At 57.7% G+C, this 26,121-nt stretch carries 23 protein-coding genes; 2 read left to right on the top strand and 21 right to left on the bottom strand.

Features of this window, described 5'->3' with window-relative positions; translation table 11 throughout:
• Positions 1-22: 22 nt before the first annotated feature.
• From NITLEN_RS10050 to NITLEN_RS10110, 13 genes are all read right to left on the bottom strand, one after another.
• The gene (locus tag NITLEN_RS10050) at positions 23-1,918 is read right to left on the bottom strand and encodes a B12-binding domain-containing radical SAM protein (RefSeq protein ID WP_121989482.1); all 1,896 of its coding nucleotides are present in this window, start codon (positions 1,916-1,918) and stop codon (positions 23-25) included.
• A gap of 55 nt (positions 1,919-1,973) precedes the next feature.
• Positions 1,974-3,482 carry a B12-binding domain-containing radical SAM protein gene (locus NITLEN_RS10055; protein WP_121989483.1) on the bottom strand — a complete coding sequence of 503 codons (1,509 nt, stop codon included), beginning with the start codon at positions 3,480-3,482 and terminating at the stop codon, positions 1,974-1,976.
• Positions 3,483-3,529: 47 nt separating this feature from the next.
• Positions 3,530-4,483 carry a transketolase C-terminal domain-containing protein gene (locus NITLEN_RS10060; protein ID WP_121989484.1) on the bottom strand — a complete coding sequence of 318 codons (954 nt, stop codon included), beginning with the start codon at positions 4,481-4,483 and terminating at the stop codon, positions 3,530-3,532.
• Positions 4,456-5,367, bottom strand: coding sequence for a thiamine pyrophosphate-dependent enzyme (locus NITLEN_RS10065; protein WP_121989485.1), 912 nt, complete (start codon positions 5,365-5,367; stop codon positions 4,456-4,458). The genes NITLEN_RS10060 and NITLEN_RS10065 overlap by 28 nt, the downstream gene beginning before the upstream one ends.
• A 12-nt stretch (positions 5,368-5,379) precedes the next feature.
• A complete protein-coding gene (locus NITLEN_RS10070) occupies positions 5,380-6,585 on the bottom strand; it encodes a pyridoxal phosphate-dependent aminotransferase (RefSeq protein ID WP_121989486.1) in 1,206 nt (401 codons plus the stop codon).
• The gene (locus NITLEN_RS10075) at positions 6,585-7,415 is read right to left on the bottom strand and encodes an SDR family oxidoreductase (RefSeq protein WP_181416776.1); all 831 of its coding nucleotides are present in this window, start codon (positions 7,413-7,415) and stop codon (positions 6,585-6,587) included. The genes NITLEN_RS10070 and NITLEN_RS10075 overlap by 1 nt, the downstream gene beginning before the upstream one ends.
• Positions 7,416-7,425: 10 nt before the next feature.
• Positions 7,426-8,154 carry a nucleotidyltransferase family protein gene (locus tag NITLEN_RS10080; protein WP_121989488.1) on the bottom strand — a complete coding sequence of 243 codons (729 nt, stop codon included), beginning with the start codon at positions 8,152-8,154 and terminating at the stop codon, positions 7,426-7,428.
• On the bottom strand, positions 8,154-9,233 hold the full coding sequence (locus NITLEN_RS10085; RefSeq protein ID WP_121989489.1) for a GHMP family kinase ATP-binding protein: 1,080 nt from the start codon (positions 9,231-9,233) through the stop codon (positions 8,154-8,156). The genes NITLEN_RS10080 and NITLEN_RS10085 overlap by 1 nt, the downstream gene beginning before the upstream one ends.
• Before the next feature lie 33 nt (positions 9,234-9,266).
• Complete coding sequence (locus NITLEN_RS10090; RefSeq protein WP_121989490.1) at positions 9,267-10,214, bottom strand: NAD-dependent epimerase/dehydratase family protein; 948 nt, start codon at positions 10,212-10,214, stop codon at positions 9,267-9,269.
• 15 nt (positions 10,215-10,229) lie between these two features.
• Positions 10,230-11,186 (bottom strand): NAD-dependent epimerase/dehydratase family protein, encoded by a 957-nt coding sequence (locus NITLEN_RS10095; protein WP_121989491.1) that lies wholly within the window; start codon positions 11,184-11,186, stop codon positions 10,230-10,232.
• The gene (locus NITLEN_RS10100) at positions 11,183-12,379 is read right to left on the bottom strand and encodes a DegT/DnrJ/EryC1/StrS family aminotransferase (RefSeq protein WP_121989492.1); all 1,197 of its coding nucleotides are present in this window, start codon (positions 12,377-12,379) and stop codon (positions 11,183-11,185) included. Before NITLEN_RS10100 ends, NITLEN_RS10095 begins: the two co-directional genes overlap by 4 nt.
• Before the next feature lie 206 nt (positions 12,380-12,585).
• Positions 12,586-13,284, bottom strand: a complete 699-nt coding sequence (locus tag NITLEN_RS10105) for a flagellar brake protein (RefSeq protein WP_121989493.1) — start codon at positions 13,282-13,284, stop codon at positions 12,586-12,588.
• Positions 13,281-14,504 (bottom strand): cyclic di-GMP phosphodiesterase, encoded by a 1,224-nt coding sequence (locus NITLEN_RS10110; protein WP_121989494.1) that lies wholly within the window; start codon positions 14,502-14,504, stop codon positions 13,281-13,283. The genes NITLEN_RS10105 and NITLEN_RS10110 overlap by 4 nt, the downstream gene beginning before the upstream one ends.
• A 246-nt stretch (positions 14,505-14,750) precedes the next feature.
• On the opposite strand from NITLEN_RS10110, the gene NITLEN_RS10115 reads away from it, so the two are divergent.
• Positions 14,751-16,016: a cyclic di-GMP phosphodiesterase gene (locus NITLEN_RS10115; protein ID WP_121989495.1), complete on the top strand. Its 1,266-nt coding sequence runs from the start codon at positions 14,751-14,753 to the stop codon at positions 16,014-16,016.
• Complete coding sequence (locus NITLEN_RS10120) at positions 16,016-18,856, top strand: hybrid sensor histidine kinase/response regulator (RefSeq protein WP_121989496.1); 2,841 nt, start codon at positions 16,016-16,018, stop codon at positions 18,854-18,856. Before NITLEN_RS10115 ends, NITLEN_RS10120 begins: the two co-directional genes overlap by 1 nt.
• Before the next feature lie 59 nt (positions 18,857-18,915).
• Here the strand turns inward: NITLEN_RS10120 and fliW are convergent, their stop codons facing one another.
• The 8 genes from fliW to NITLEN_RS10160 all read right to left on the bottom strand — a co-directional run bounded on the left by fliW (position 18,916) and on the right by NITLEN_RS10160 (position 26,109).
• The gene (gene fliW / locus NITLEN_RS10125; protein WP_121989497.1) at positions 18,916-19,404 is read right to left on the bottom strand and encodes a flagellar assembly protein FliW; all 489 of its coding nucleotides are present in this window, start codon (positions 19,402-19,404) and stop codon (positions 18,916-18,918) included.
• 6 nt (positions 19,405-19,410) lie between these two features.
• Complete coding sequence (gene csrA, locus NITLEN_RS10130) at positions 19,411-19,656, bottom strand: carbon storage regulator CsrA (protein WP_121989498.1); 246 nt, start codon at positions 19,654-19,656, stop codon at positions 19,411-19,413.
• Positions 19,657-19,738: 82 nt separating this feature from the next.
• On the bottom strand, positions 19,739-21,505 hold the full coding sequence (locus NITLEN_RS10135) for a flagellin N-terminal helical domain-containing protein (RefSeq protein ID WP_121989499.1): 1,767 nt from the start codon (positions 21,503-21,505) through the stop codon (positions 19,739-19,741).
• Positions 21,506-21,520: 15 nt separating this feature from the next.
• Positions 21,521-23,548 carry a flagellar hook-associated protein FlgK gene (gene flgK / locus NITLEN_RS10140; RefSeq protein ID WP_121989500.1) on the bottom strand — a complete coding sequence of 676 codons (2,028 nt, stop codon included), beginning with the start codon at positions 23,546-23,548 and terminating at the stop codon, positions 21,521-21,523.
• 3 nt (positions 23,549-23,551) lie between these two features.
• Positions 23,552-24,064 (bottom strand): flagellar export chaperone FlgN, encoded by a 513-nt coding sequence (flgN, locus tag NITLEN_RS10145; protein ID WP_181416777.1) that lies wholly within the window; start codon positions 24,062-24,064, stop codon positions 23,552-23,554.
• A 73-nt stretch (positions 24,065-24,137) separates the two neighbouring features.
• On the bottom strand, positions 24,138-24,443 hold the full coding sequence (gene flgM / locus NITLEN_RS10150; protein WP_121989502.1) for a flagellar biosynthesis anti-sigma factor FlgM: 306 nt from the start codon (positions 24,441-24,443) through the stop codon (positions 24,138-24,140).
• 79 nt (positions 24,444-24,522) lie between these two features.
• Positions 24,523-24,891, bottom strand: coding sequence for a rod-binding protein (locus tag NITLEN_RS10155; protein WP_121989503.1), 369 nt, complete (start codon positions 24,889-24,891; stop codon positions 24,523-24,525).
• 75 nt (positions 24,892-24,966) lie between these two features.
• Positions 24,967-26,109 carry a flagellar basal body P-ring protein FlgI gene (locus NITLEN_RS10160; RefSeq protein ID WP_219999436.1) on the bottom strand — a complete coding sequence of 381 codons (1,143 nt, stop codon included), beginning with the start codon at positions 26,107-26,109 and terminating at the stop codon, positions 24,967-24,969.
• Positions 26,110-26,121: the final 12 nt, after the last annotated feature.

Here is a 26,121-nt window from a genome sequence, read left to right on the forward strand (position 1 = left end):
TCAGGCGATGCGCGCATGCGTCTTAGGCCGCAAGAGCAATCGCCGCGGCGTTGGCCGCTCGGACACGATCAGCGATCTCACGCATACCCAGCACTGTAAATCGTGTGGTCCAGTAGGCCGACTCCTGTTGATACTGGTCCGCCAACGCGAGGCGCCGCTGACTTTCGTCAAACTCATGCAGCTTTGACGCAATCACGGCGAGAAACAGATTGCCCATGGCATTGTCGGTCGTGTACTCATCGGTAATCTGCCGCAGCATCACCCGGATATTGCGAAGCTTGACCGGCTCATGGATGTGGAGCAGCTTTTCATAATTCATTTTATAGTCGGCGACGAACCAGAGATCATCCAACTCCGCACCCGTCGGCACATGATCGGCCGGCAGGGTGTGCAGCAGATCCACGAATTCCAGCGCCGCGTATTTCTCCGCTCGTTCACGTTGACGCAGCGTGCCGCCTCCTTTGCTCTTGGACCCGGCCGCCAGACCTTTGAAGCTGGCATCTGTGGGGGGCTGTATCAGGCCTTGCTCGATCATGCTCACGGTAATCTCTGTGCCCGGCAGCGTGGTCAATAGTTGTAACGGGTACCATCCGAACTGCAGTTCACAGCCGAGCGTGACCGTATCCCGTATCTGCGCGATGGTCTCATGCGGAAACCCGATGATCATGAAGCCTTTGACGAAGACATGCGGATACCGATCCAGAATGGCGCGGGCCTGCCGGTAGCTTTTCGTCGTGCCGGGCTTGTGAATGGATTTCAGAATCTGGTCATTACCAGACTCCAGCCCGAGATTGAAACCGATACAGCCGGATTCTGATGCCGCCTGCATGATGTCCGGCGTGATCGCCGCCGCAATCAATCCGTTGCTCGCATCCCAGGTAATGTGGAGATTCCGTCTTGTGATCTCGTTGAACAGCGCGATCGCGCGTTTCCCGTTGTAGAGCAGGTCATCATCGAGCCACATAAAATGAGTCACGCCATAAGTGGAGTACTGGTGTTCGATTTCATCGACCACACTGGAGACGGCCCGGCCTCGGACGCTGATGTCGTTGAAGTTGCGGACGGCACAGAAGGAGCACATCGCACGACATCCTCGATTACTGATGATGGTCGTGGCGGTCCGTTCGCCCCGCATGAAATTGTAGGCGCCCATGGAGCCGTAGTGCGTATAGTCTCCGATGGGTAAATCATAATATTCCGGTTGAATGTCCATCTCCTGATCGGTCGGCGTGGCTCGCTCTTTCGTGGAAACCAGTTGCTCCCCTTTCAGAATCGCCACCTGTCTGATTGCAGAGAGCGGTTGTTTCCCGTTGATCACGTCCAGCAGATCCGGAAAGCTGCGATCTCCTTCATAAAAGCTTCCGATGTCGATCTGTGGAACGGTGCGCAGGATAGACTCCACGTCATTGGAGACACAGACACCGCCGGCGATAATCGGAAGGGAGGGGTAATGCGATTTCAGAAATGCCGCGACGGCGGCGAGCGAAGGCCGTGAAATGGTGAACATGACGCTGATGCCCACTAGATCAGGCTGAAACGCGTCGATCTTCTCGATCAACTTGTCTTTCCAGACCTGAAACCTGAAGTGAGCCGGATTCTCATGCGCCTGCTGTAAGACATGGAAGTTCAAGTCGAGCAACGCGCTTCGATACCCTCGTTGCTCCAGGTTGCGCGCAAGAATGCCGGGCCCATAGGGAGGAAAGCAGGGATAGCGCTTGCTCAGCACCAGGTCGAGGTTGAAATCGTTCTCCGGGGATTCCGGTGGCGTCACGAGCAGAATGCGAGAGCACCCGTGCGGCAGCAAGCCGGTGAGATGCTCGTAGATCGTGTGATTGACGGGAGTCTGGTCCGTCCCGCAGGCTGCCGGCCGGTTATCGTGAATTGGCGTCGAGACGACGTTCAATGTCTTGCTCCCCATCGAAACCTCCTCACTCCTGCTCGCCGGTCAGTTACATCTCACGAAGCGCACGCTTCTATGAGCGAGCTGTTGCGGCAAGCGATTCATCAAGATGCTGTCTCTTCAGCCGATGCTTCGTCATGTCCCGGAGATGCTCGACTGTGTCGCTGCCGAATTTGGCTTCGACGTGTGCGAGATATCGGGGGTGCTCAAAAAACGTATGAAATGCAGCGTCCCGGAAACCGAGAACGGTACTGGCCGACAGATGCTCGGTCGGCAGCGGCAGTGCCTCATAGGCATGCTGGGAATATCCGATCCAGGTTTCCGGCAGCGGCAGATGTTTGTCCAGCGCAAGTTCATAGAGCTTGGATCCCGGATAGGCCATGGCTGAATAGAAATTCGCCCAGTCCGGGCAGAGCTCGATGGCGAGATCCAGAGTTTCCTGCATCGTAGCCAGGGTGTCGTCGGGAAGGCCGAAAATAAAATTTGCGCCGATATTGATGTCCGCCGCGCGAATCTTCTCGAAAATCTCTTTGATGTCTTTCTTGCCGAAACTTTTGTCTACTCCGTCGCGGACATATGTGCTGGCCGATTCAATGCCGATTCCCAGCCAGTTGACGCCCGCTTGCTTCAACTTCTTCAACATGCTGTCTTTGACCGTATCGATCCGCGCGTAGGCCCAAATGTTCAAGTCATAGCCGCGGTCGATGATGCGATCGCAGATGCCGAGAACCTGCCGCTCGTTCAGAATGAACATCTCATCGGCCATCTTGATGTTGCGCACGCCGTATTTGGTGACGAGCTCATCGATTTCCCGGATGACACTATCCGGGCTGCGGTAGCGGATCATCGGTTTCCCGAAGGGGGTATTGATGCAGCAGAACGAACATTTAAACGGGCAGCCGAGGCTCGTATACATCGACGCATAGGGCTTGCGGTCGCCGATATGGCCGAAACAATGCCAATTGTGGGCGCGGTATTTGTCCATCGGCAACAGATCCCACGCGACCGCGCGCAAGTCCTTATCCAGATCTTCGATCACCGGGGCTTGCGGCGTTGAACAGATGACGCCTTTCTTCCGGTACCAGAGTCCGTTGACCTTGCTGTAGTCGACCGGGCTGTTCCACTCAGGCTGCTGCAGGAGACCAAGAAGGGTATAGGGGCCTTCTCCCTGGCAGACAAAATCGACGGCTTCCTCCCGCATGGTGCGTTCAGGCAACGCCGAGGGATGCAATCCGCCGATGAGGAGCGGCTGGTCAGGCAGACTACGCTTGATGGCTGTGCAGACTTCTCCCGCGGCGGTCATGTTCTGAGTCGACGCCGACGGTTGTTGCCCGTAGACAATGACGGCCGCCAGCCTCGGGTGCAGATGGCGAACCTGTTCCGTAACATCTTTCGGCCCGATCCCTTCCGCTTCCGCATCCAGAATCTTGACGGAATATCCACGGTCCCGAATGAATGTCGCCATCAATCCGATCCAGACAGGCGGTTCGACCGCGGCAAGATCAGACCCGAGGCTTTGATAGACTCTGGCTCGTGAGTTCGGATTGATGAGTAAGAGATCCAGCCGGCCTGGACGCGTCATGGCCGGCTCCTGTGAGCGGTGGGCCGAAGTTACTGGTCCGATCTGGATCATTGCTCCCCTCCCCTTGTGACTCCCACCGGCGCGTGCTGTCTCTTTCTGACCAATTCCCGGACGACGCGGATAATTTGCTCGGGAGTAGGAGTCGGGTTGTCCAACGATTCAGCAACGCCTGCCGATCTGTCCTCTAGCCCCAGGGCGAATACCGGCGCGCCGGATTGATGCATGAGATCATAGGCAATCGACCGTGACGGGCCGCCGATTTCAAAGTCTGAATCGATCACAAGTCCCAACTTCGTTCTGGATAAACTGTGCTGCATCTCATCCGTCACTGTGAAGGGCTTGAGCCAGACAAGATGCTGGATGTCGCAGATGATTCCTTCCCGTCGCAATGTCTCCACCGCTTCCAGGGCATTGAGGCGGGCGGCGGAAATGGGAAACAACGTGATGTCCGCATCGGGCTCGATGCGGTTGTCGAATTCATAGTCGATGACAAAACTACGGCGATGCTCACTGACATAGAGCGGGTCGTCATGGCGCATGAACCACTGCCAGGCCTCCATCCATTCGTTGGGCGACATGGGCGCGCACACCGGCATGCCGGGCATGCGCATGATGAGACCATGCTGGGAGGCCGAGGCGACGGGACCGATGCCATTGCCTTCCATGGCAATGGCGCGGAGAAACACGGGACAGGGCACGCCCCAGACATCCTTTGATTTGGCCGCATAGTTCACAATGGGGGCGGCGTTGTACCACATAAATCCTTGATAGCGCACCGTATAGATCGGCCGCCGGCCGACGAGCGCCGCCCCAACGGCGATACCGGCATTGGTCACATCGGCGAGCGACAGTTCGACGATGCCTTCCGCTTCCGACATGTTTGGTACCGTGCCGCCGATCCATCCCACGGCGGACACACACTGACCTAAAAAGAGGCCGCGATTGTTCGTCAGATGGTCCCTGGTCGTCTCTCTTATGACTTCTGCAACCGTTCTGCCCATAAGCCTTGTACGGTCCTTTCAGTATCGGATTCGATGGCGGTGATGTCGTTCTCCAATCCAAGGATCCTCATGGTGTCCTTGATCAAGGCAAACCGATCCCACTCCGGTGGTCCGTCGCAACCGGACCCGGCGTGCCATAACCCGCGACAGGTTCTAATATTGATCAGTGCCGGCAACTGTTGGCTGAGTTCCTTCACGTGATGCGCAATGAGCCAGGGGTCGTCGGTGATATCCACTGCGGGAAGCCCCAACCCTTGGGCAAGACCGCAGAGGGTCCACGAACGCCGAACCGGTGTCCTGGTCAGGATCGATAGGTCATTGTCTTCGCAGACGAAGAGGACGGGTAGTTTCTTCGTGACGGCAAATCCCAAGGCCCCGTAGATGTAGTCCTCTTCCGCGGAGGCATCGCCCATGACCGTGAGCACCGGCTTCTCTGCGCCTAATGCAGCCCCCACCGCAATCGGAACTTGATCGCCCATCAGCCCGCTATGCCCGAACATGCCGATCTGCTGGGAATGTATCGAGGCCGAGCCTCCCATGCCGCGCGCGCATCCGGACGGACGACTTAAGAGTTCGTCGATGAGCTGGAGAGGATCACCGCCGAACGACAGATAGACAGAATGAGCGCGGTGCTGCGCAAAAATCAGACAGTCGGAAAAGACCGACGCGATGGCGGCAGGAATATGCTCCTGTCCGACCGACAAATAAATCGGCAGCTTCATCAATCCTTTGTCGTAGGCCTTCTTCACTTCGAATTCGAAGAACCGGTTGAAACAGATCTGTGTGAAAAGCTTGAGGGCATACTCTTTTGAAAACCTGTTCGCCACGTCCGGGATGAGTCCGTAGGCGGGTGTCCTTGCTGTCTGCTCCAGTTCGCACTTCATGATGAGTCCTTCTTAGGCCGCGCCCGTCCATCGGTTCAGAAACTCTGTAAGGCGTGTCAGACCGGTTTGCAGTTGTTCAACGCGTGGGGTAAAGGCAATGCGGACATACTTGTCCGATGTCGGGCCGAACGTCGCTCCCGGTGCCACCACAACATGTGTGTCCTTGAGGAGGCGATCGGCAAAGTCGTCGGAACGCAGCCCGGTAAAACCGATGTTGACCAGCAGATAAAAAGCGCCGGCAGGACGATATCCTGCATAGGAGCCAAGCGCCTGCATGACCAGATCGCGCTTCTGTTCATAGGTGGCTCGCATCGCATCCGGATAGGCGCCACCGTCGGCCAATGCTTGGAGTGCGGCCGCTTGCGAAATGGACGGGGCACATGAAATGTAGAGCTCTTGGGCGTTCAGCAATGCGCGGCGCAACGCCGGATGCCGCGTGACGACATAGCCCACGCGCAGGCCGGTGATGTTATAGCTTTTCGAAAAACTGTAGAGACCCACGACATGGTCGCTTCCTCCGAACGAGAGCGGCGAGACATGTCGGCGCCCATACACATACGTTTCATAGACTTCGTCCGAAACCAGCCACAGTCCCCGCTCGCGTGTGAGCTGGACTAACTGGTCCATCATGCCGGGATCGATAACCGCGCCGGTCGGGTTGCCGGGAGAATTGATGATCAGGACTTTGGTTGCCGGAGAGATGAGCGCCGTCAGCTCATGCAGATCCGGAAGGAAGCCTGTTTCTTCCCGCAACTGATAGAACTTCACAATGCCGCCGTAATGCCGCACCGCGGCGGCGAAGTTGGGATAACCAGGATCAGGCACCAGCACCTCATCCCCCGGGTTGATCAGACATCCTACCGTCACGGCCACGCCATAGGTCGCGCCGGGGGTGACAAACACACTGTCGCTGTCTGTGTCGATGCTATTGCGCACGGTCAGTTTCGTGACAATGGCGTCACGAAGCACCCGCAGGCCCGCATTTTCCGTGTACCCCAGCGTGCGCTCTTCCGTGGCCTTGATAATGGCCTTGCGGATGAGGTCATCCGTCGCTTCTTGCGGCTGCCCGAATCCCAGCTGAATCGCATCGTCCATATCCTGGCTTCCCATGACCTGGTCCGTCAGCCGGCGTATGCCGGAACGTGGAAGGGTTCCCAGCACATCGTTCACCCTGTGCTGGGAAGCCGGCGTCATGATGGAAGCGGTGGGTGTCATCATTAGCTCGCTAAGAGCACGCCGGGCTCATGCATCCACTGACTGACCGATTCATAGGAGATCTTGTTGATGGCGACATGAGAATGGATCGCGTGCAAAATAGAATCCGCCGCTTCCTGCACGGACATGCTTTCGTCGTTGTGCGCTTTTCTCGTAGCTTTATCCCAGTGCGCGGTGAAATCCGTGTTCACGGAACCGGGATTGATGAGCGTGAACACCATGCGATACTGGACATATTCCTTCTGCATGGCCTCGACCAGTTTCTCGACCGCACCTTTCGCCGCGGTATAGACGCTCAACTTGGGCAAGGTACGCTCACCTGAGCGGGACGACAGCATGAGCACATGGCCCCGCTTGGTATCCCGCCGGTCGATCTTGTTGAGTTTCATATACGGCAAGAGCGCGCGCATCCACATGATGGGAGCCTTGGCGTTGACATCGAAAATCGCATTGATGTCCGCCATGGTCATCTCTTCCAGCGTCCCATAGACATGGCTGCCGCCTGCCGAGCTGACGAAAATGTCGATCTGATCTTTCCCTTTTGAATATACATCGCCGATCCAGGCTTGCGCGGATTCGATGTTGCGCACATCCATCGCGCAGGTATTGATTTCTGTATGAATACCGGTCCGCGTATTCTTTTGGAGGCGAAGCAGCGTCTCCTTCGCTTCGGCGAGCTTCCCGTTCTCATTGCGCGAGATCAACGAAATCTTCCGGCAGACGCCATTGAGCCGCTTGGCGACCTCGAATCCGATGCCGCTTGAACCGCCTGTAATCACCACGTGTTTGCCGATGCCCCAAACCGGTTTCGCAAGTGTCAAAGCATGTTTCATAGTGTCGCTCCTATTGTGACAGTGAAATGGTGAGATGGTGATCGGAGGTGTCCTTATCGAGTGCTTGGAAGGCGGCCAAACGAGCCGGCGTCCCAATGTCGTAGAGTGGAGCCTCACAGGCATAGCCGTAGAGCTGGCCTTCCACCAGGCGAGGGAAGAGATCTCGCTCGAGTGAACAGGCGCCCGCGTCTGGAATGCGATGAAGTACCGTGGTCTGAATCGCATAGATCCCGGCATTCAGAAACGGAGCCGGTTGTTTTTCGTGAAACGAGCGGATCCAACCCAGCGCATCCATGGTGACTCCTCCGGCGTCCAGACGATCGTTCGAGGGGATCACCGCCATTGTCGCCTCGGCTTGCTTGTCTTGATGCAGCGCCAGTAAGGCCTGGAGGTCGATCCGGCACAAAGAGTCGCCGTTCAGAACAAGGGCCGTCGGTGTGGTGAGCAGGGAGCGGCAGGCCCGTAAGGCTCCGGCCGTGCCGAGCGGGGTGGTTTCATGCGAGATGATCGACTCACAATCGTGTCGTTGGGTGACATGTCGCGCGATCCAGTCGCCATGATGGCCTGTGCAAAATACAATCCGACGAAAGCCATTGGAGAGGACATGGTCGATCACCAGGTCGAGAAAAGGCCGGCCATTGATCGGGGCCATGGGTTTTGGGCGATCCTGCAGGACCGGCGTGAGCCTGGTTCCCAAGCCTCCGCAGAGAATGACAACGTCGGGCGATGCATGCGTCATCAGGCGGCGTCCTTTTTCCACGTATGACTGGCGTGCTCTTCGAGTTCTGCCGTAGTGGGTACGTCACTCCATAAGGGCGCCCGTCTGATGGGGACTTCCTGCTGAAAAAATACGATCTGACTCCCCGACCCTTCAAACTGAAACGGCACTTGCAGCAGGCCGGGTAGCGCGGCATTAATTTTGGCGTGGAGCTCTGGCTTAGCGTAGATCAACATGAAGCCTCCCCCGCCGGCTCCGAGCAGCTTGCCGCCGAGCGCACCGGCGTTGCGGGCGGCATCGTAAATCTGATCGATGAGCGGAGTGGTGATCTTGCTGGTCAGTCCTCGCTTGACCATCCAGGCTTCGTGCAGGAGCTCGCCGAACTCCGCGAGATCGTGGTCGCCGGTCAGGAGCGAAATGCCTTCCTGCACCATCTGCAACATGGCAAACAGTTCCACCCGCCGATGTTTAGTCGTGGCGATCTGTTCCTTGGCAATTTCGGACGCCGTGCGTGAGAAACCGGTGAAATACAGCAGCAGATGATCTTGAAACTGCTTGAGCCGTTCAGGCTTCATGATCAGCGGGGTGTAGCCGATCTCTCCGCCAGGTGAGAAGGTCAGGCGGCAGAGACCGCCGTGCGCGGCCAAGACCTGATCCTGGCACCCGACGGATTCCTGTACGATATTCTGTTCAACATGAATGGCCGCATGAGCCAGTTCTGATTTCGTCGGCATCCGGTGTTGCATCGCATAGAGCGCGTGCAGCAAACCGACCGTGAATGAAGAACTGGATCCCAGACCGGTACGGGCCGGAAGATCGCCGTCGTGATGGATCTCCAGCCCTTCTGTCATGTTGAGATACTGCAGAACGCCCCGCACGGCGGGATGCTCAATCTCGGCGTTGCTCTTGGCATGTTCGATACGCGAGTAGGCAATCCGCGTTTTATGTTCAAAGAACGGCGGCAAATGACGGCACGAGATGTAGCAATACTTGTCGATCGTGGTGGCCAGAACGGAGCCGCCGTGCTCTTTGAACCACACGGGGTAATCGGTTCCGCCTCCGAAGAAGGAGATGCGAAAAGGTGTGCGGCTGATGATCATCGAGCCTCTCCTTCCATCCGTTGGATGCCGGCGCTAGACATTGCCGTATCCCGTTCCGGTCACAATGGTGTAGCACTTGGACAATTCCAGAATGCCGCGCTCGAGCGACCAGTCCGGTGTGAAGCCAGTCGAGAGAATCCGTTCGTTCGACACAATGTAATCTCGTTTGTCGGGGTCTTCTCCGATCGGTGCTTCAAAAAAGACAAACTGAGGAATGTGCCGCTGGATCTCTCCGCACAATTCCACTTTCGAAAGATTGGCGTCGTCCAGCCCAACGTTGTAGGCGCGGTTCTTCATGCTCTCGAAGTGATCCATGGAATGGAGAAAGGCCTTCACGACGTCGCGGATATGGATATAGTTCCGCTTGCAATGGCCCTCGAACACCACGACGGCTCGGTCATGCACCGCGCGCCAGACGAAGTCATTGACCAGGAGATCCATTCGCATGCGCGGAGACGCGCCAAAGACTGTGGCCAACCGGAGTGTGATCGCGTTGCCGCGATCCAACACGACCCGTTCAGCCTTGACCTTCGTTTCGCCATACAAGCTGATGGGACGTAACGGCGAATCCTCTGTGCAGGGAACGCCCGGTTGCCCGATGCCATATCCGCTGTTCGTGACTGGGAAGATGATCTGTTGCTGTTGCGAGGCGAGCTTAGTCAGCATCTGCACGGCTTCGAAATTGATCGTGTAGGCGCCGACCCGATCACGGTTGCACAACGGGGCTCCCACCAGCGCCGCAAGCGGAATGATGACATCCGCGTCATGCAGGAGATCCGTGACGATGCGTTCATCCCGACAATCCCCGCGCACAACCCGGAAGGTGTCAAAGGGACAGCAATCCAACAGGCTGTTTTGACGATAGAGAAAGTTGTCAAGGACGGTGACGCGATGACCCCGGTCAAGAAGCTGTTTGCACAGCACTGATCCGATATAGCCCGCTCCCCCGGTCACCAGCACGTGTGTCTGTTGTGTAGTCATTGAGATCGCGACTCCTTAGGACTGATGACAAAGTGGAAGGGATCCGTTCGATAATCCGTTTCCTGACAATGAGTGATCGAGAAACCAACGCACCGTCACGTCGAGACCGCTTTTCAGACTGGTGAACCGAGAATCAGGAAACCGCTCTGAAAAGGATAGGCTCCGCAAGCGCTTGACCAGCACGCCTTCCGGTTGAGTACGGTCAAATACCAGCGGACCCGTGTAGTCCATGGCTGCCGCGATGGTTTCTGCCAGGGTTTGAATAGTGATGCCGGCGTCCGGGGCAATGATGGTCGTGGTCGCATCAAGGTTACGCTGAACCGCCTCGACGGCGATCTTGGCCACATCATCGACAAAGACAAATTGGCGCACCGCACGGCCGCTTCCCCATACGACAAACGGAGTCCCGCTTGTTTTGGCCGCCCAGCAACGGTTGATCAGCGAGCCCACCACATGTCCCCTCTCGGGATCAAAGGAATCCTGTGGGCCATAGAGCGTGACCGGCGTCAGCGTGGTCCAGTTCCAGCCCTCTTCTTTCGCCACGAGTCGAGTGTGAAGGTCCAGCATCCGCTTGGCATAGCCGTATCCTGCATTGCCGTCATACGGAAGTGCGGCCTGGAGATCGTCTTCGGTCGTCGCCCGATCAGGATAGAGGGGAAACGCACAGCTTGAGAGAAGCGAGACCAGCTTGTGGATTCCAAGTGAATGAGCCGCGGAGAGCACCGCCGTATTGATGAGCGCGTTCTCCTCAAAGAAGCGGCTATTGTTCGCCGCATTGGCCTTCACGCCCCCGACCACACCCGCCAGATGAAGGATTTGTCCTGGCCGAATATCTTTCAGCAGCCGTTGCGCCACGCTACGGTCGCGAAGGTCTCCGTCTGTACGGGATAGGAAGATCGCGTCAGGCCGAAGTTTCCGGATCGCCGATCCCAGCAGTCCGGTTCCACCGGTCACCAGTAGCGGACCTGTCATGCGGCCTCCAGGACGACCTGCGAAATCGCGGCGACATCGTCCGATGTCAGCGCTGCGTGATTGGGCAGAAAAAATCCGCAGTGGTGAATGCGATCGGCCACCGGGAAACTCGTGCTGCCATACCGGTTTGCCCAGAATGGATGGAGCCCCAGGTTGCCGGCAGAGAAAATGCGGGTTTCAATCCCACGCGCCACGAGTGCCTGAACGATCCGCTGGCGCTGTTGGCGCGATTCCGCTAACAAGCCGACCGAAATGCTGGCAACTTGGCTGTTCTTCGGGGGACGTTGAACATAGAAGCTGGAACTCAGGCGATCCAGATACCGTGCATGATTTGCCCGGCGCTGTTCCGTCATCCAATCCAGCTTCTCCACTTGCCCAATTCCAATGAAGGCATTCAGATCGGTCGATCGGAGATTAAAGCCCGGTTCGTAGAAGACGAAGGGAGAGTGGAAGTCATCGATCTGGTGTTGAGTGACCAGTGCACGATGGGTCGCGGTATCCAGATCCTTGCTCCAGCCGTGGCTCCGGAGCATCAGCAGGAGATCCGCGAGGCCTTTGTCGTTCGTGGAGACCATGCCGCCTTCGATCGTCGACATCTGATGGCCGAAATAGAAGGAGAAGCTGGCCATATCTCCGAATGAGCCGACTTTGCGCCCTTCATAGCTCGCCCCGATTGCGGCGCACGCGTCTTCCAATAAGATGAATCCATAGCGCTCTTTCAGGGCCATCATCTCCCGCATCTTATGCGGGACGCCCAAGACCTGAACGAGCATGACCGTCTGAGGTTGATGCTGCTTCACGAGCGCTTCGAGGTGATTCAGATCCAGCCCGAATGTATCCGGGTCGGCTTCACACATGATGGGTTCAAAGCCGAATTGAATGGCCGGCGCGATCGACGTCACCCAGCCCACACTCGGCACAATGACTTTCTTATTCTTCAGGCGTCCGGACGCCTGAAGCGCGTAATACATCAGCAAGTTGGCCGACGATCCGGAATTGCAAAAGACGGAGTGGGAAGCTCCCAGCCAGTGTGACCAGCGCGATTCGAAATCGACGGTGATCGGGCCTTTCGTCAAGCGAGGATAGGTCTGCAACCATTCCACCAATCGATTGATGTCCTGGCGATCGATCGTGTCATAGGCAAGACACCATCGCGGGTTCATTGTCTGCTGTACTGAATCACGGCCTTCCATGGCGTACTCTCCTTGAGCGTAGTCTCGATGGCCTGAGTCCGGCGGAAGAGGCTAGTACAAGTTATGTGCCATTGATTCCGGCTTGGAATTCGACAAATTATGGAGAAACAGCGGAAAGATGCGTGATTCACCCGGCAGAATGTGCCGCGGAAGGAGGAAAGAAACGACAGGAGAAGAGACTCGAGGAGGACGCGTGAGCGGCCAGGCTATTGGGGTGGAAACGAATCGGTTGCTTTCTGCGCGGTCCACTGTTCGATGGCCTGATGAACGGAGCCGCCCCATCCGCGGTATTCGATATATTCCATGTCCTGAAAACGAAAGGCGATGCCGAGTATGCAGCCGGCCTCCGTGGCCTCGGAACTTTTGACAAGACCCGTCAAATTTGTGACGTGACCGAGCCCGGCCAGTTCGAATTCCAGCCGTAGGGAGGTTCCTGCCCGAAGCCAGGCCGGCGCCTGCGGAACGATCACGCTACAGCCGCCGATGCTCAGATTTTGAAGCAGCCCGCCGACGATCGCCGTGACGCTGTCCATCCGTGCAAGCACAATGGGCTCACAGGAAGATACGCGAGCATGTTTGCGCAAGTGCATTTCTTCCACGGTTTGGGGAAATGCAAGAAAGAGGAGCGGCACCGGCGCACTCAACCTGTCGCGAATTTCAGTTCGATACCCGACCAGCTTTCCGTCATGGAGATAGCTGACCGTACAGGGCGTTCCTTGCGGAATCTCCGTCCCATGGCCAGCTTGCAACGGCCATTCACAGACCAGCCAGGCATGGTCTTTCCACCCCAGAAGCGTTGATCCATACATCCCCTTCTGCCCGTTGAGGGTGAAGGAGAGTTTGAGGGAAAGGCCGACCGTGAGGAAGGATGCCGGCGTCGCCTGTAGTGTGGTCACTGCATTCATGACGGCTCCTGATCGAGGTAGACGGTGGGATTGATACCGGTGCTGGTGGGATCGGTGACTGCGACAATAGATCGGCGGGGCGCCCCGTCCGTGTGAGCAAGATCAACCGTTTCAGGATACGACATCATCGTATTGCCGGCGCTTTTGACCACAATGACCACCGGCTCAAGCGGCGTGTTCCGATTGATCCGGCCGACCACTGCGATCTCTCCAGTATTGAGTCGGACGACTGAGCCGACGGGATAGACGCCGACGATCTGGATAAATCGTTGGACGAGGGTGTGTTCAAGATGACCTTTTTGGGAGATGAGATAGAGGAATTGCAGCGCTTCATGCGCCGGTTTGGCTTTGTGGTAGCAGCGTTCGCTCGTGATGGCATCGTAAATGTCTACGACGGCGGCGATCATCCCGAACTGGCTGAGCTCGCCTTTGCGCAGTTGATAGGGGTAGCCAGTCCCGTCCACGCGTTCGTGATGTTCCAGCGCCGGTTTCAGGTAGTGGTCCGTCAACCCCGTCGTGCCTGACAGAACTTCAGCGCCCCGCATCACATGCTGCTTCATGATCTCAAATTCATGCGCTTCGTATTTGCCCGGCTTATTCAAAATCTCCAATGGGACTTTGGTCTTCCCGATATCATGGAGCAAGGTGCCGACCCCGAGTTGATGCAAGCGTGTTTCGTCGATGCCCAGATTGCGCCCAAGCGATAAGGCCAGCAGCGAGGTGTTGACGGAGTGAAAGAACGTGTACTCGTCAAAGTGCTTTAACCGCGAGAGGCTCGTGAGGGCATCGGGATTGCGGAGAACGCTGTCGGCCATCTCCGAGACCACCTGATTGACCGCATCCATGTTGATGTCGCGGCCCATGCGAACGTCGAGCATCGCTTCTTCGATGACAGTCTTCGCTGCGGCGTAGACGACCTTGGCGGCCGGTAGTTCTTCTTCGAATGGAATCGCGGTGCCGTCAGGATTCGCGGGGGGAGCCGGAGCGGGATCACTAGCGGTCACAGGCTCTTGTACCTTCTCTTCCGGTGCCGGAGCGTCCGCTTCAAGCTCTCCTGCAATGTCGAGGGTTTCCACTCCGCAGGCCTTGAGCTGCTCTACCTGCTCCATCGATGTCACCGCCATGCGGTGCCGGAAAAACGGCGTCGAAAACCAGGAGCAATCGAGTTTCTCGATGCGCATGCCGGGACGAAGCTGGGAGATGTGAATGCGTGTCGCCATGAGTAACAGCTACCGATATCCGGTCACAGTGCATGCAGATTCATGCGTGTATCTGTATCGGAAAGAACACAGAAAGTCTTGAGAGGGATTGCCGGGCATCGCGCAGGGAACTCTAAACCGTCTTCGCCAGGAATGACGCATCTCTAGGCCGTAAAGATCGTTCCTCTGGGAACCGATAGGACATGTGGGATCCTCTCGAAGCGGACATGCGGGCTTTGAGCGTGGCAACTGGGGAGATAGGAATTCATGAGCGGGACAAAGCAGATATCCATTGATCAACTCATACCGGGGATGTTCATCGTCGAGATGGATATTCCTTGGTATCGCACACCCTTCCTCTTCCATAAACGCCTGATTCGTGACCACGAAACAATCGGTGTAATGAAACAGCATGGCGTCCAACACGTCACCATTGATACGACCAAAGGACTGGATGTGCAGGCGCAGGCACCCACGCCCTCCCCTCTGCCGGAGACATCAGCCGATGCGGAGCATGCCAGCCCTCCTGACAATACGCCATCGGAAGACTCCAGCTCAGTCCCTCCGGACGGCAGTGCGCTGCAGATTGCCGCCGTGTATGGGGAAGCACAAGAAGCCGTGGAACGCATCTTTGCCGATTTGGAACGCGGCGTTCCGCCGACTCCAGCTGCGACCAAGGTCATTGTGGGAGGGGTGATCAGCCAGGTCATGCAGGACCGCAGCGCCCTGTTGTTGCACAGTACCTTTCTCAAACTGAAACAGTTCGATCGTTCGCTGGGCGCCCATGCGCTGGATACGGCTATTTTATCGCTGGTCGTGGCAGTCGAGAGCGGCGTCGATCGGGCTCTCTATGAGCACTTGGGGACGGGAGCGCTCTTGCATGATGCCGGATACGTCCGCCTCCCCCGCAATCTGGTTCGTAAGCGAGATGAGTGCACTGAGTCGGAACAGCGGCTCTTGGAGCAGCACACCCAATTGGGCCTCCTTGTGCTCGGAGAGCGATCCGGCTTTCACCAGGAGGTGTGCCGCATTCTTGCAGAGCATCACGAGCGTTGCGATGGAAGCGGCTATCCGCGGAAGATGAAAGCCGCAGACATCTCGGCCCTGGCCCAAATCGTCGGGATAGTCGATCTCTATGACAAGATGGTCAGCCGTCGCGGCGGCCGGCCGGCGATGATCCCTCACGATGCGGTCCGCCAATTGTTTCTGGTCGGGGAACGCGGACAGTATCCCAAACCCTTAGTTGAGGCGGTGATTCGAAGTATCGGCGTATATCCGGTCGGAAGCCTCGTGCGTTTGAATACCGGCGAGCAAGCGGTGGTCGTTGGAGTGAATCCGGAACAGCGATTGAAACCGCAAGTGAAGATTACCGGCGGGCCGCACGGAGAGTTCTACTCCAATCCCGAACAAATCGACCTGTCTCTCCCTTCGCAGGATAAGGTCTCGCGGACGGTCTTGCGCGTGCTGGACCCTGCCCAGGAGCGCGTCAATATTGCCATGTACCTGGGTGATGTCGCGGAGCGGGCGGCCTAATGAAGCCACTTCCCCAACGGCGGCGGCCGGCGTCGACTCGGCCGACCAAGAAGAGGTCACTGCAGTCATACGAAGGGCTTTTGGACGGACTGCCGATCGGCGTCATCCTGGTGAGCCCGGATGGGGACATCTCGGCCATGAATGCCGAAGGCGCTCGTTTGTGCGGCGGAGTTGCCGCAGCTCCGATCGGGGCTTCATTTCCTGAATTGTGGGAGCGGTTGACGGGGCTGAGTGCCGGCGCCACCAAAGCTCTCCTTCAGGGGGTCCATCGCGAGAAACAACCCCGGCAGCCGGCTCAGGTGTCCATACGGCAAGGCCGAGGCCCTGCGATTCCTGTCGAGTGGACGTGTCAGCCGGTCAGTTTTGATCAACACACCGGAGTCTCCATTAGTCTTCACGATACCTCGCGAGAGCAGGAACTCACGCACGATCGCAATCGGCTCGCTTCCATTGCCGACGAGAGTCCCTACCCGATTCTTGAGCTCGACGGTCAGGCCAGCCTGATCTATGCCAATCCGGTGATGAGCGCCCTGTTGACGCGATTCGGCTATGGACCTGACGGATTCCCTCACGTCGTGCCGCAGGGCTTGCCGGATCTGGTGCGGCGCTGTTTGGATTCGAATGCGCCCATCCAGGAGATCGCCTCCCGCCTCCCCGACGCCTGTTATGCCTGGGTCTTTTGTCCTGTGAAGACGGATCGCCATGTCCGCGGGTATGCCGTGGACTTGACGGAAGCACAGCGCGCCAAAGAGGCGCTCCACGCCTCGGCTGAGGAATTGATCGCGCAAAACCTGCGATTGGATCGGGCTCTGCAAGAAGCGCAGGCCGCCACGAAAATCAAAGCGGCGTTCCTCGCCACCGTCAGTCACGAATTACGCACCCCCATGAATGGGGTCATTGGAATGACCAACTTGTTACTGGATACCACGCTGGCTCCGGAACAGCGTTCGTATGCCGAGACCATTCGTCAGTGCGGGGAAGCACTGCTGCAATTGATCAACGATGTCCTGGAGTGCAGCAAGATCGAAGCGGGTAAGCTCGAGTTGGAATCGATCGACTTCAATCTTCGCACGACGGTGGAAGATGTGCTCAAATCGTTCGCTGAGCGGGCCGAGGCCAAGGGGTTGGAGCTGACCTGCCTCATACATGCGGCCGTGCCGACCGGATTGCGAGGCGATCCAGGCCGGCTCCGCCAGGTCCTGACCAATCTTCTCGGCAATGCGATTAAGTTTACCGAGCATGGCGATGTCACCCTCCAGGTGTATCTCGAAGAGGAGACCGAGGGGGATGCCCTGCTCCGATTTGACGTGACGGACAGCGGCATCGGGATCAGCGAAGACACGCAACGCAAGTTGTTTCAACCCTTTGTCCAAGCCGATTCGTCTATGAGCCGGCGATATGGAGGAACGGGACTGGGCTTGTCGATCTCCAAGCAGTTGATTGAATTGATGGGTGGGCAGATCGGCGTAAAAAGCGCGCCGGAGCGCGGCAGCACCTTCTGGTGTACGGCCCGTTTCCCGAAGCAGTCCTCGTCGGTCTTGGCGATTCTTCCCCTGGCGGACCTGCAAGGTCACCGCGTCCTTATCGTGGATGACAATGAATCCAACCGGCTCATCTTGCATCATCTAGTCTCCGGCTGGGGCATGCAGGATGTGTTGGCGGAGGACGCGGCCAGCGCCCTGGCGCGGATCGAGGACGCGGCTCAGCGCGGCACCCCATTCGATTGCGCCATTGTGGATATCGTGATGCCGGGTAAAGACGGGCTTCAATTAGCGGCTGAACTTCAGCGATTGCCCAGCGCCGCCACGCTGCGGATTGTCGTCATGACCTCGCTCTTGCAACGGGGGCATGCCGAGCGCGCGCGTAAGGTCGGGGCGAAGGGCTATCTCACGAAACCCGTCCGGCATGATGAATTGCGGGATTGTCTGCGCACGGTGCTCGGGATGGCCCCCGCGTCCGCTGAGACGCCCCAGGCCGATGAGGCCGTGCCTCGGTTAGTCACGCGGCATACGCTGGCGGAGCTTTCCACGCGCCGACGGGTCCTAGTCGTTGAAGACAACAGCGTCAATCAAAAGCTCGCTGTGCGAATGCTGGAGAAGCTCGGCTACCGTCCCGATCTGGTCGAGAACGGGCAAGAAGCATTAACGGCGCTCGACGCGGGAGGGTATGACGCCGTCCTCATGGATTGCCAGATGCCGATCATGGATGGATTCGAGGCGACTGCGGCAATTCGCCGGCAGGAAGCAGCCGGTAAACGCTATAGCAGCGCCGGTCATTTGCCGATCATCGCCGTGACGGCCAATGCGATGCAAGGCGATCGTGAGCGGTGCCTGGCCTCCGGCATGGATGCCTATCTTGCGAAACCGATCAAGCTGGAAGATCTGCGTGTGACACTGGCGCGATGGATCCAGTCTCCGGCCTCAGCTGAGTCGGATAAGAACGCGGTACAGAGCGCCGGTCCGCTGTCTGAAGGACGGGCCATCTTTGATCCCTCTCAAATGCTCCAGAATATTGGAGGCGATCAGGATCTCTTGCTCCAACTTGTGGATCTCTTCCTTGAACGTCAGGCCGACATGATGAGCCAGATCCGGCAAGCGCTGTCTCTTGGGGATGCCGTGACGGTCGAGCGTGCGGCTCACACACTCAAAGGCACCGCCGGCAATCTCTGCGCTCCGGAAGTGGTATTGGCCGCCGGGCGGTTAGAAGCCGTCGGCCGGCTAGGGACACTGCATGATGCTCCCGCCGTCTATGCGCACCTCGAAATGGAAATGCTGCGACTGTTGCGTGTGCTCGAAGAGTACCGTGGCCGGAGCGGAGGCCTCGCGCAGGCCGCGGCCTGAGGCTTCCTCGAAGTCTCGTGTGTCCCCTATCAGAATGCAGTCGGACAGACAGAATGCAGTCAGACGGAACAGACGGCCGAGGCAGCCGGCTTAGTAGAGGCGCCCGTCTCAGTGGAGGGCTTGTGTGAGAACAGCGGGAAGCGAGTGGGATAGCTGTCGGAGAGGATCAGTTGTTTACAAAGCTTGGTGCGCGGGTTCATCAGCAGCGGCCCACGCAGATTTGCCGTGATGCCGGTCGGGTCGTTGGATGGAATGGTGAGCAGCACGGACAGGATCAATTCGTCGTCATCCTTGCCGTCCACCTCAACGAGCGCTTCATGGGGAAGCTGGACATCATAGCCAGAATGGAATGTGGCCGGGTCGAGAATCACAAAGGCCAAGCCCGGTTCGTCCAGTGACTGTAACCATTTGAACGGCGCGTCCGTATCGTGATCGAGAATGACGTAGCGGCGGCAGTCGGGAAATCCAAGAATGCCGTTCGGAAACGTCAGAACGGCGTCTGGGCGAACGTCACAGGTACCGAAACGGGTCGAACGACATTGCATCATGCATCCTTATGGCGCGCTCCGTCGTTTCGACGGTGCGAGGTGTCGAAAGGCGTCGAGTGGAATGACTTGCGTTCGTGACGCCAAGTGATTCTCGTCTTGAATCCGCGCATAGACTTCATCGCGATGCACCTCAATGGTGTGTGGCGCTTCAATGCCCAGGCGAACCTGGCCGCCTTTCATTCCGAGGACAATGACCCGGATATCCGGACCGATGGTCACACCTTCACCGCGTCTTCGTGTCAGGACCAGCATGAATGCCTTCCATGGCTGTTAAACCGATGCCCCCTACGAGTGTATCGGTTATTCTGCTGAAACCTTAAGCGCCCGTCCCTATCTATGAAAGATATTTCAAGAGGGAATTGCCGAACAGTTGATTCAGCGTACGACTCGCGGCTTCGATCGCGTATTGCTGCAAGGTTAAATCGGAAATCGCTTTGGCCAGATCCACGTCCTCAGTTTCCGACAGAGTTTGCGTAAAGAAGGTTTTAAATTCATCCAGACGGCCGGCGCTGCCGGTCAACCGATTGGAGAGGGCTCCGACTTCTCCCAGGACGGCGCCGGCTTGGCTGAGTCCAGTGCCGACATCTCCGATCGTGTCGCGAATGCCCCCGCGGTAGTTGGTCCTGAGCGAGGTCACGAGGGTCTTGATCGAATCAAATAGGTCGATATTGGGGCCGCTAAACACGCGATCTCCGGAGACGTTCGTCGGCACCACTTGATTGTTGCCGACCTCTACCTGATGAACGCCGGCATCGCCTTGATATTGTAACCCTGTCACCACGGCAAACCGGTCGCCCGTCGCCGGAGCGCCGCTGCCCGTGGAGAGTTGCAGCCGAAGTCCGTCGAAACTGATATCGCTCCCGGTGCTGTAGGTTTGATTGGCCAGCACCGTGCGCGGAGCGAGGCTCACCGCAAAGGCATCACCGCTTTGCGGTCCGCCGCGATCGCCGTTATTGAGGACGACCCGGAGCCCGTCAAACTCAATGGCGTTGCCGGACACGTAGGTGTTTCCAGAAGACACCGTGGCGCTCGTCGTGGTGTTCACGACGTTATATTGCGTACTCGACGTGAACTGGATTGCATAGGCATTGAGGGTCAGATTGGCCGGTCCAATAATCGCGGCATCAGCCGAGAAGGCCCCGCCGGTATTGGCGCCGTTCTTCGTGACATTCACAGGCACCGTCACATCAAAGACATCGTACTGCGTTGCCGATGAAAACCGGATCACGTAATCGTCCAGGGTGACAAGATTGTCGTCAACGACGGTCCCCTGGTTGACCACTGCGCCGCCGGTGTTGGTCGATCCCGGGCTGGTGGTGGCCGTGAGGGCAAAGGGCTTATCTCCGGTGGTCCGGCTCCCCCCTACCAGTCCCAATGTGGCGCGAGAGGTGCCTCCGGTCACCGTGACGGTTGAATCCGACCCATGCAAATCGGACGCAATGACAAGATGATCCGTGTCGAACGTGACGGTCACATGTTTGCCGGCTGCGGTGAGTGCGGTATCGGCGTTGATCTGAGTCTGCACCCGCGCGGCAAGCTGTGCGCCGGTCAAACTTCCGGTCGCCGCGGTCAGATCGATCGTGCCGGAGGTCACTCCATCGACTGAGACGACGAGACTATCATTGGTGCCGTTGGTCAGCGTGACCGGTGTGGTAATCGCAAGCCCCGTCGTCCGGCCGTGGGTGCTGGTGCCGGTAAAGACGGCCTGTCCATTCAACTCGGCATTGGCATATTGTTGGACCAGCGAATAGAGTTGGCGGACTTCGCGGGATCCGATGACGCGTTCAGCCGGACCGTTCGTATCGCTGGCGAACTGGACGGCGAGCTCTTGCACGCGGCTGAGGGTATCCGTCGTGCTGTTGAGGAGCTTGTCGCTCAGATCGAGGCGAGTCCTGCCGAAGGAAATATTGCGCAAGCGTTGCTCGATCGAGGCGACCGATGCTTTATCGAGGCTGATATGGTTGAAGGCGCTGGGATCGTCGGACGGCTTGCGGACTTTCTTCCCCGTTGAGACCTGCTGTTGCAGGTCCAGGGAGCGCGCGCGGGACCGTTCCAGGTTGTGGACCAATACGCCGAAGGTTTGTTGCTCAGTGACGCGCATAGCGACTCATCCCTTCTAACGTTTGAGGGACAATAAGGTGTCGAACATCTCGTCGGTCACACGGACCAAGCGCGCGGCTGCCTCGAATCCCCGCTGAAACTTCACCAGATTGACGAGCTCTTCATCGATCGAGACGCCTGAGACCTGCGCGCGGAACGTATCGATTTGATCGCGGAGGATTTGCTGCGCCGTTTGCTCGCGATCGGCCGTTTGAGCAGAGACCCCGAGATTGGCCGCGGTGCTGCGATAGGCGTCATGCAACGTCGTGTTATTCAGACTGGCAAACTGTTGGTGCTGAAGGGCGACCAGTTGGAGCAACGTAGCATTGTTGCCGGGAATGCCCGCGCGCGTGGAGGATGCGGCAACCGCGGCCGGGTTCGTGAGGGCGACGGCAAGGTTGCCGGCGCTGTCACGATAGGAGTTCACTCGAAACACGTCATTCGCCGCAGGGGTGCCGGACAGTGTGACGCTGATGCCGTCGAAAATAAGCGTGGAGGGATCGCTATAGGTGCCGGAGGCTGCGGTGCTGGTTCCACCCAGCAGGCCCAGGCTGGTTCTGGCGTTGCCGCCGGTTACATTGACCGCCGAAGACGTACCGGTCCCGTTGGATGTCAGGACGACCCGGTTGGTGGCCGTGTCGAATGTGGCCGATACGGTCAGCCCCGCAGTTTGCAGTGTCGTATCAGCATTGATCTTCGCCTGAATTTCCTGAGCCAACGCCGCGCCGGAGGTATAGGACTGCCCTGGTGACGCGGCTCCTGTCAGTGTAATCGTCCCGGACGTGACCCCGTCGACTGAGACGGTCAGTGTATCGTTGGTTCCGGTGACAATCGAGAGTGGCGCGGCACTCGACGGAGCCGCGATGGCGGTGCCGGTATAATTGCCTCGAATGGTCGCCCCTGTGGTGGTATTCACAATCGAGTAGGCCGTCGCGGAGTTGAATTGCACTTCGTAGTCGTGAAAGGTCAGCAAGCTATTGGCGGTCACGGCTCCGCTGCCGATCGCCGCCGTTCCCTGATTGGCGGAACCCGCTTGAGTGGTGACGGCGGGGGGCGTAAAAAAGTCTCGTCCCGTGGACCCGTCAAGGCCATAGCCTTGACGATGAATCAGGTTGACCGCATTTGAAAGCGTCGCGCCAATCCGGTCGAATTGATCTTGCAGCCCTTGAACCGTGGTGTCGCGCAGATCCAGCAAAGCGCGCAGCCGTCCGCTGGTAATTTGCCGGTCAAGACTGACGGTTCTAGTTCCGCCTGTCGAATACCCGACGTCGAAGAGTCCTTCATTGTCTGCCGACGCCACTGCGGCGAGGTCGCGATGCGTATCGCCTTCCACGACGACCTGTCCGCGAGCGGCAAAGACGGTCAACCCGCCGGTGCCGCTTTCAATGCTGGTGATATCGATGCGCTGGCCCAATTCATTGAGCGCCAGTTGGCGCTGGTCTCTCAAGTCGTTGGCATTCTGCCCAGTCACTTCCGCCGTGATGATTTTTCCGTTTAGCTCGGCCAACTGCGTCGTGAGGCTGTTGATCTCGGTAATGGTTTGGGAGACCTGAAAATTCAATGAAGAGCGGGCGTTGGTGAGATCCGATGAGGCTTGGTTAAGACTCGATGCCAGCTGCGTCGCCTTTCCCAATAAGACCGACCGTGCCGTCGATTCGCCCGGCGACGTCGAGACATCCTGCAATCCCTGGAAGAATTCACTGAGGGAGGCCCCGATACCCTGATCGTTACTATCGCCGAATATATTCTGCAGGCGAAAGAGCTCGTCACGGGACACGGAGAGCCGCCCGAGGGTTTGGTCGGAGACCGTCAGCTGTTGCTCGATGAAGCGATCGACATGACGCCGGATCGAGGTGGCTTGCACGCCGGTTCCCGTCATGCCGGGTTGGCCGTTAATAGGCGGCCGCTCAGTCAACACGGCTTCCTGTCGTGAATAGCCGGGAGTATTGACGTTGGATATATTGTGCCCGCTCACCGTCAACGCTTGCTGCGCGGTGTTCAGTGCAGTTCTGGCAATATCGAAGAGGGAGTTTAAGCCGACCATAGGCTATCCCTGCTGGTAGAGGACGGCTGATAATGGATGTGCGAGCGCGGGTTTTCCTGTCCGGCCGTATGCATTGCCGTCCGTCAGAGCGGCTGCTCCGGCCGTCAAGGCATGCTCAACAAACCCGCGAATGCCATCGATAAGGACCACGTTTTGCTTGATCTCTTCCCGCACATGTTTGGCGGTGGCCATCAGTGTCTCGTGATGTCGGCGAACGGTGGCCGATTCCAAACCGTGCCAGCGATCGAGCAGACTGTGCAGCGATGAGGCCGAATCAGACAGCGACAGGGCGGCGGTAATCTGGCGGACCGCCTGGTCGCGCGCATCCGCAATGGATTGGAGTTGTTCCAGTATCGCAAGGCGGCGAACATTGATAGGGTGAAAGTCGCCGATGGCGAGGGTTTTGATGGCGTGACGTTCCGCTTCGACTGTCTCGAGGAGGGACTGGCAGGCGGCCAGTTCCCGGAGAAGAATGGTCACTAATTGTGCTGACAGTGCCGTTGAAACCGAAGGCATACGCGCTCCCTGCGAACTTGCTTCGGACATAACGCCGCCATCCTGGCAGCGCAGTCGATGTGAATCGTGACGGTTACAACACCGCGTCGGTCAGCACTTGCTTGATAAGCGCATCGCCGACTTTGCGGCCGCTCACATCGTAGGTGCCATGCTCAAGGGCATTCTTAATTTGCTCAACCCGAGCGGCCCGTTCCTGATCGGGCGTCTGGCCCAGCGCACGAATGCGCTGCAGCTCTTTAGCCTGATCCGAGATCTGGACCCGGTCATTCCCCGCCTCTTTCTGAGACGATTGCGGCTGGGGCGACGGACCCTTCGTCTCCTGCGTGCCTAAGAGAATCTTGGCCAGTTGATCGGACCGACCCGAACCTGAGATCTGCATATCGCTCTCCTTCTTCTGGGAAACGGCTGAGCCAACCGGGGTTTTCCCCTCTCGGTTGCTTCAAACCCTGTCGCACACCTTATCGGTTTTCACTGTCTGGAACTTTAGCGGCCGGCGGATAATTCTTTTCAATATATTCCTGAACCATTTGCGTAATCCCGATGCCTCCTGATTCGGATGCTCTATTTCCGATCTCTTGGTCATAAAAGGAGTAAAAGTATGAGCCCATTTTGCCGGACATCTCTGATTCATGAACGGTTTCCCGCATCACCTTCATCAGATAGGACACAAAGAAGGCTTCATACTGCTTGGCGGCCTTGAGTAACTCTTTCCGATCACCTGGAGCCCCCTGTACCTGCAATGAGCTGAGGTCATTCTGATTCCCCAGTGGATCGGTGAAGACCGGAGAAGAAAGAAACTGCGCTTGAGTCGAATCATGAATATTCATTGGAACTCTCGTGTAATGTAGCCCGCTTTCAACGCTTTTCAATTACTGCATTAGTTCATATTATCAATATCTTAACTAGATAATCTCAAGATTCGCTTGGAGTGCTCCTGCTGCTCGCAATGCCGAAAGAATTGAGACCAGGTCTCTGGGCGTTACTCCGACAGCATTCAGTGCCCTCACGACCTCGCCCAGCGTGACAGTCTCGTCAACGACGATCAGCCGAGACTCTTGCTCCTTTACCTCTGTTTGGACGTCTTCGGTCACGGTCGCGGGTTGACTGCTAGCCGATCCGATCAGCGGGGCATTGGGTTGAGAAACACTCAAGGTGTTCTTGACCGAAATCGTTAGATTCCCGTGAGAAATCGCACAGGTGGAGATGCGCACATGTTCGCCGAGTACGACCGTACCGGTTCGTTCGTTCACGACCACTTTGGCGGCCATGTCGACCGAGACATCCAGGCCTTCGATTGACGCAATGTATTCGACAACTCGACCGTGAAAATTCGTGGGAATCGTGGCCTTCACATGACCGGCATTGATGGGTAAAGCACTGCCTTTCCCAAAGACTCCATCGATGGCTTCAGCCGTTCGAATCGCCGTCGTAAAGTCCGGCTGCCGGAGCATGACCGAGACGGTCTCCCAAGCATCGATATTGACCACCAATTCCTTTTCGATAATCGCGCCTCCCGGCACCACCCCGGCGGCCTGGTGATTCTTGGTCACCGAAGCACCTCCGGCACCTCCCACTCCACCGAGGAATCCACCCACCGACACCGGCCCCTGTGCGACGGCAAACACTTGCTGATTCGCCGCTTTGAGCGGAGTCAACAAGAGCGTTCCACCTTGCAGGCTTTTCGCATTGGCCATGGAGGACACGACCACATCAAGAGTTTGGCCGGGTTTGGCGAACGGGGGAAGTTTGGTGGTGACCATAACAGAGGCAATGTTTTTCGTGAGAAGCTGGATCGGATCGATGACCAGATTGATCCCCATCTTATTCAGCATGGACATCATCGCCTGGATCGTGAACTGACCACCGATGACCTGGTCGCCGGTGCGATCGAGTCCGACGATCAGTCCATAGCCGATCAGTTGGTTTTCACGAACGCCCTCAATGGCTCCGATATCCTTGATCCTGACCGCCTCCGCTGGGAGCGGGAGACCTACGGCTCCGATGAAGAGTCCCGCCATCAATGACCTGGCCCAAGATGTAATCATTTCACCCGTAAT

Origin of the sequence: Nitrospira lenta, from assembly GCF_900403705.1 — a bacterium.
GTDB lineage: Bacteria > Nitrospirota > Nitrospiria > Nitrospirales > Nitrospiraceae > Nitrospira_D > Nitrospira_D lenta.

What these genes read in the sequence shown, in the direction of transcription:
- NITLEN_RS10050 (WP_121989482.1), bottom strand. Translation starts at nt 1,918, where the DNA reads ATGGGGAGCAAGACATTGAACGTCGTCTCGACGCCAATTCACGATAAC.
- NITLEN_RS10055 (WP_121989483.1), bottom strand. Translation starts at nt 3,482, where the DNA reads ATGACGCGTCCAGGCCGGCTGGATCTCTTACTCATCAATCCGAACTCA.
- NITLEN_RS10060 (WP_121989484.1), bottom strand. Translation starts at nt 4,483, where the DNA reads ATGGGCAGAACGGTTGCAGAAGTCATAAGAGAGACGACCAGGGACCAT.
- NITLEN_RS10065 (WP_121989485.1), bottom strand. Translation starts at nt 5,367, where the DNA reads ATGAAGTGCGAACTGGAGCAGACAGCAAGGACACCCGCCTACGGACTC.
- NITLEN_RS10070 (WP_121989486.1), bottom strand. Translation starts at nt 6,585, where the DNA reads ATGATGACACCCACCGCTTCCATCATGACGCCGGCTTCCCAGCACAGG.
- NITLEN_RS10075 (WP_181416776.1), bottom strand. Translation starts at nt 7,415, where the DNA reads ATGAAACATGCTTTGACACTTGCGAAACCGGTTTGGGGCATCGGCAAA.
- NITLEN_RS10080 (WP_121989488.1), bottom strand. Translation starts at nt 8,154, where the DNA reads ATGACGCATGCATCGCCCGACGTTGTCATTCTCTGCGGAGGCTTGGGA.
- NITLEN_RS10085 (WP_121989489.1), bottom strand. Translation starts at nt 9,233, where the DNA reads ATGATCATCAGCCGCACACCTTTTCGCATCTCCTTCTTCGGAGGCGGA.
- NITLEN_RS10090 (WP_121989490.1), bottom strand. Translation starts at nt 10,214, where the DNA reads ATGACTACACAACAGACACACGTGCTGGTGACCGGGGGAGCGGGCTAT.
- NITLEN_RS10095 (WP_121989491.1), bottom strand. Translation starts at nt 11,186, where the DNA reads ATGACAGGTCCGCTACTGGTGACCGGTGGAACCGGACTGCTGGGATCG.
- NITLEN_RS10100 (WP_121989492.1), bottom strand. Translation starts at nt 12,379, where the DNA reads ATGGAAGGCCGTGATTCAGTACAGCAGACAATGAACCCGCGATGGTGT.
- NITLEN_RS10105 (WP_121989493.1), bottom strand. Translation starts at nt 13,284, where the DNA reads ATGAATGCAGTGACCACACTACAGGCGACGCCGGCATCCTTCCTCACG.
- NITLEN_RS10110 (WP_121989494.1), bottom strand. Translation starts at nt 14,504, where the DNA reads ATGGCGACACGCATTCACATCTCCCAGCTTCGTCCCGGCATGCGCATC.
- NITLEN_RS10115 (WP_121989495.1), top strand. Translation starts at nt 14,751, where the DNA reads ATGAGCGGGACAAAGCAGATATCCATTGATCAACTCATACCGGGGATG.
- NITLEN_RS10120 (WP_121989496.1), top strand. Translation starts at nt 16,016, where the DNA reads ATGAAGCCACTTCCCCAACGGCGGCGGCCGGCGTCGACTCGGCCGACC.
- fliW (WP_121989497.1), bottom strand. Translation starts at nt 19,404, where the DNA reads ATGATGCAATGTCGTTCGACCCGTTTCGGTACCTGTGACGTTCGCCCA.
- csrA (WP_121989498.1), bottom strand. Translation starts at nt 19,656, where the DNA reads ATGCTGGTCCTGACACGAAGACGCGGTGAAGGTGTGACCATCGGTCCG.
- NITLEN_RS10135 (WP_121989499.1), bottom strand. Translation starts at nt 21,505, where the DNA reads ATGCGCGTCACTGAGCAACAAACCTTCGGCGTATTGGTCCACAACCTG.
- flgK (WP_121989500.1), bottom strand. Translation starts at nt 23,548, where the DNA reads ATGGTCGGCTTAAACTCCCTCTTCGATATTGCCAGAACTGCACTGAAC.
- flgN (WP_181416777.1), bottom strand. Translation starts at nt 24,064, where the DNA reads ATGCCTTCGGTTTCAACGGCACTGTCAGCACAATTAGTGACCATTCTT.
- flgM (WP_121989502.1), bottom strand. Translation starts at nt 24,443, where the DNA reads ATGCAGATCTCAGGTTCGGGTCGGTCCGATCAACTGGCCAAGATTCTC.
- NITLEN_RS10155 (WP_121989503.1), bottom strand. Translation starts at nt 24,891, where the DNA reads ATGAATATTCATGATTCGACTCAAGCGCAGTTTCTTTCTTCTCCGGTC.
- NITLEN_RS10160 (WP_219999436.1), bottom strand. Translation starts at nt 26,109, where the DNA reads ATGATTACATCTTGGGCCAGGTCATTGATGGCGGGACTCTTCATCGGA.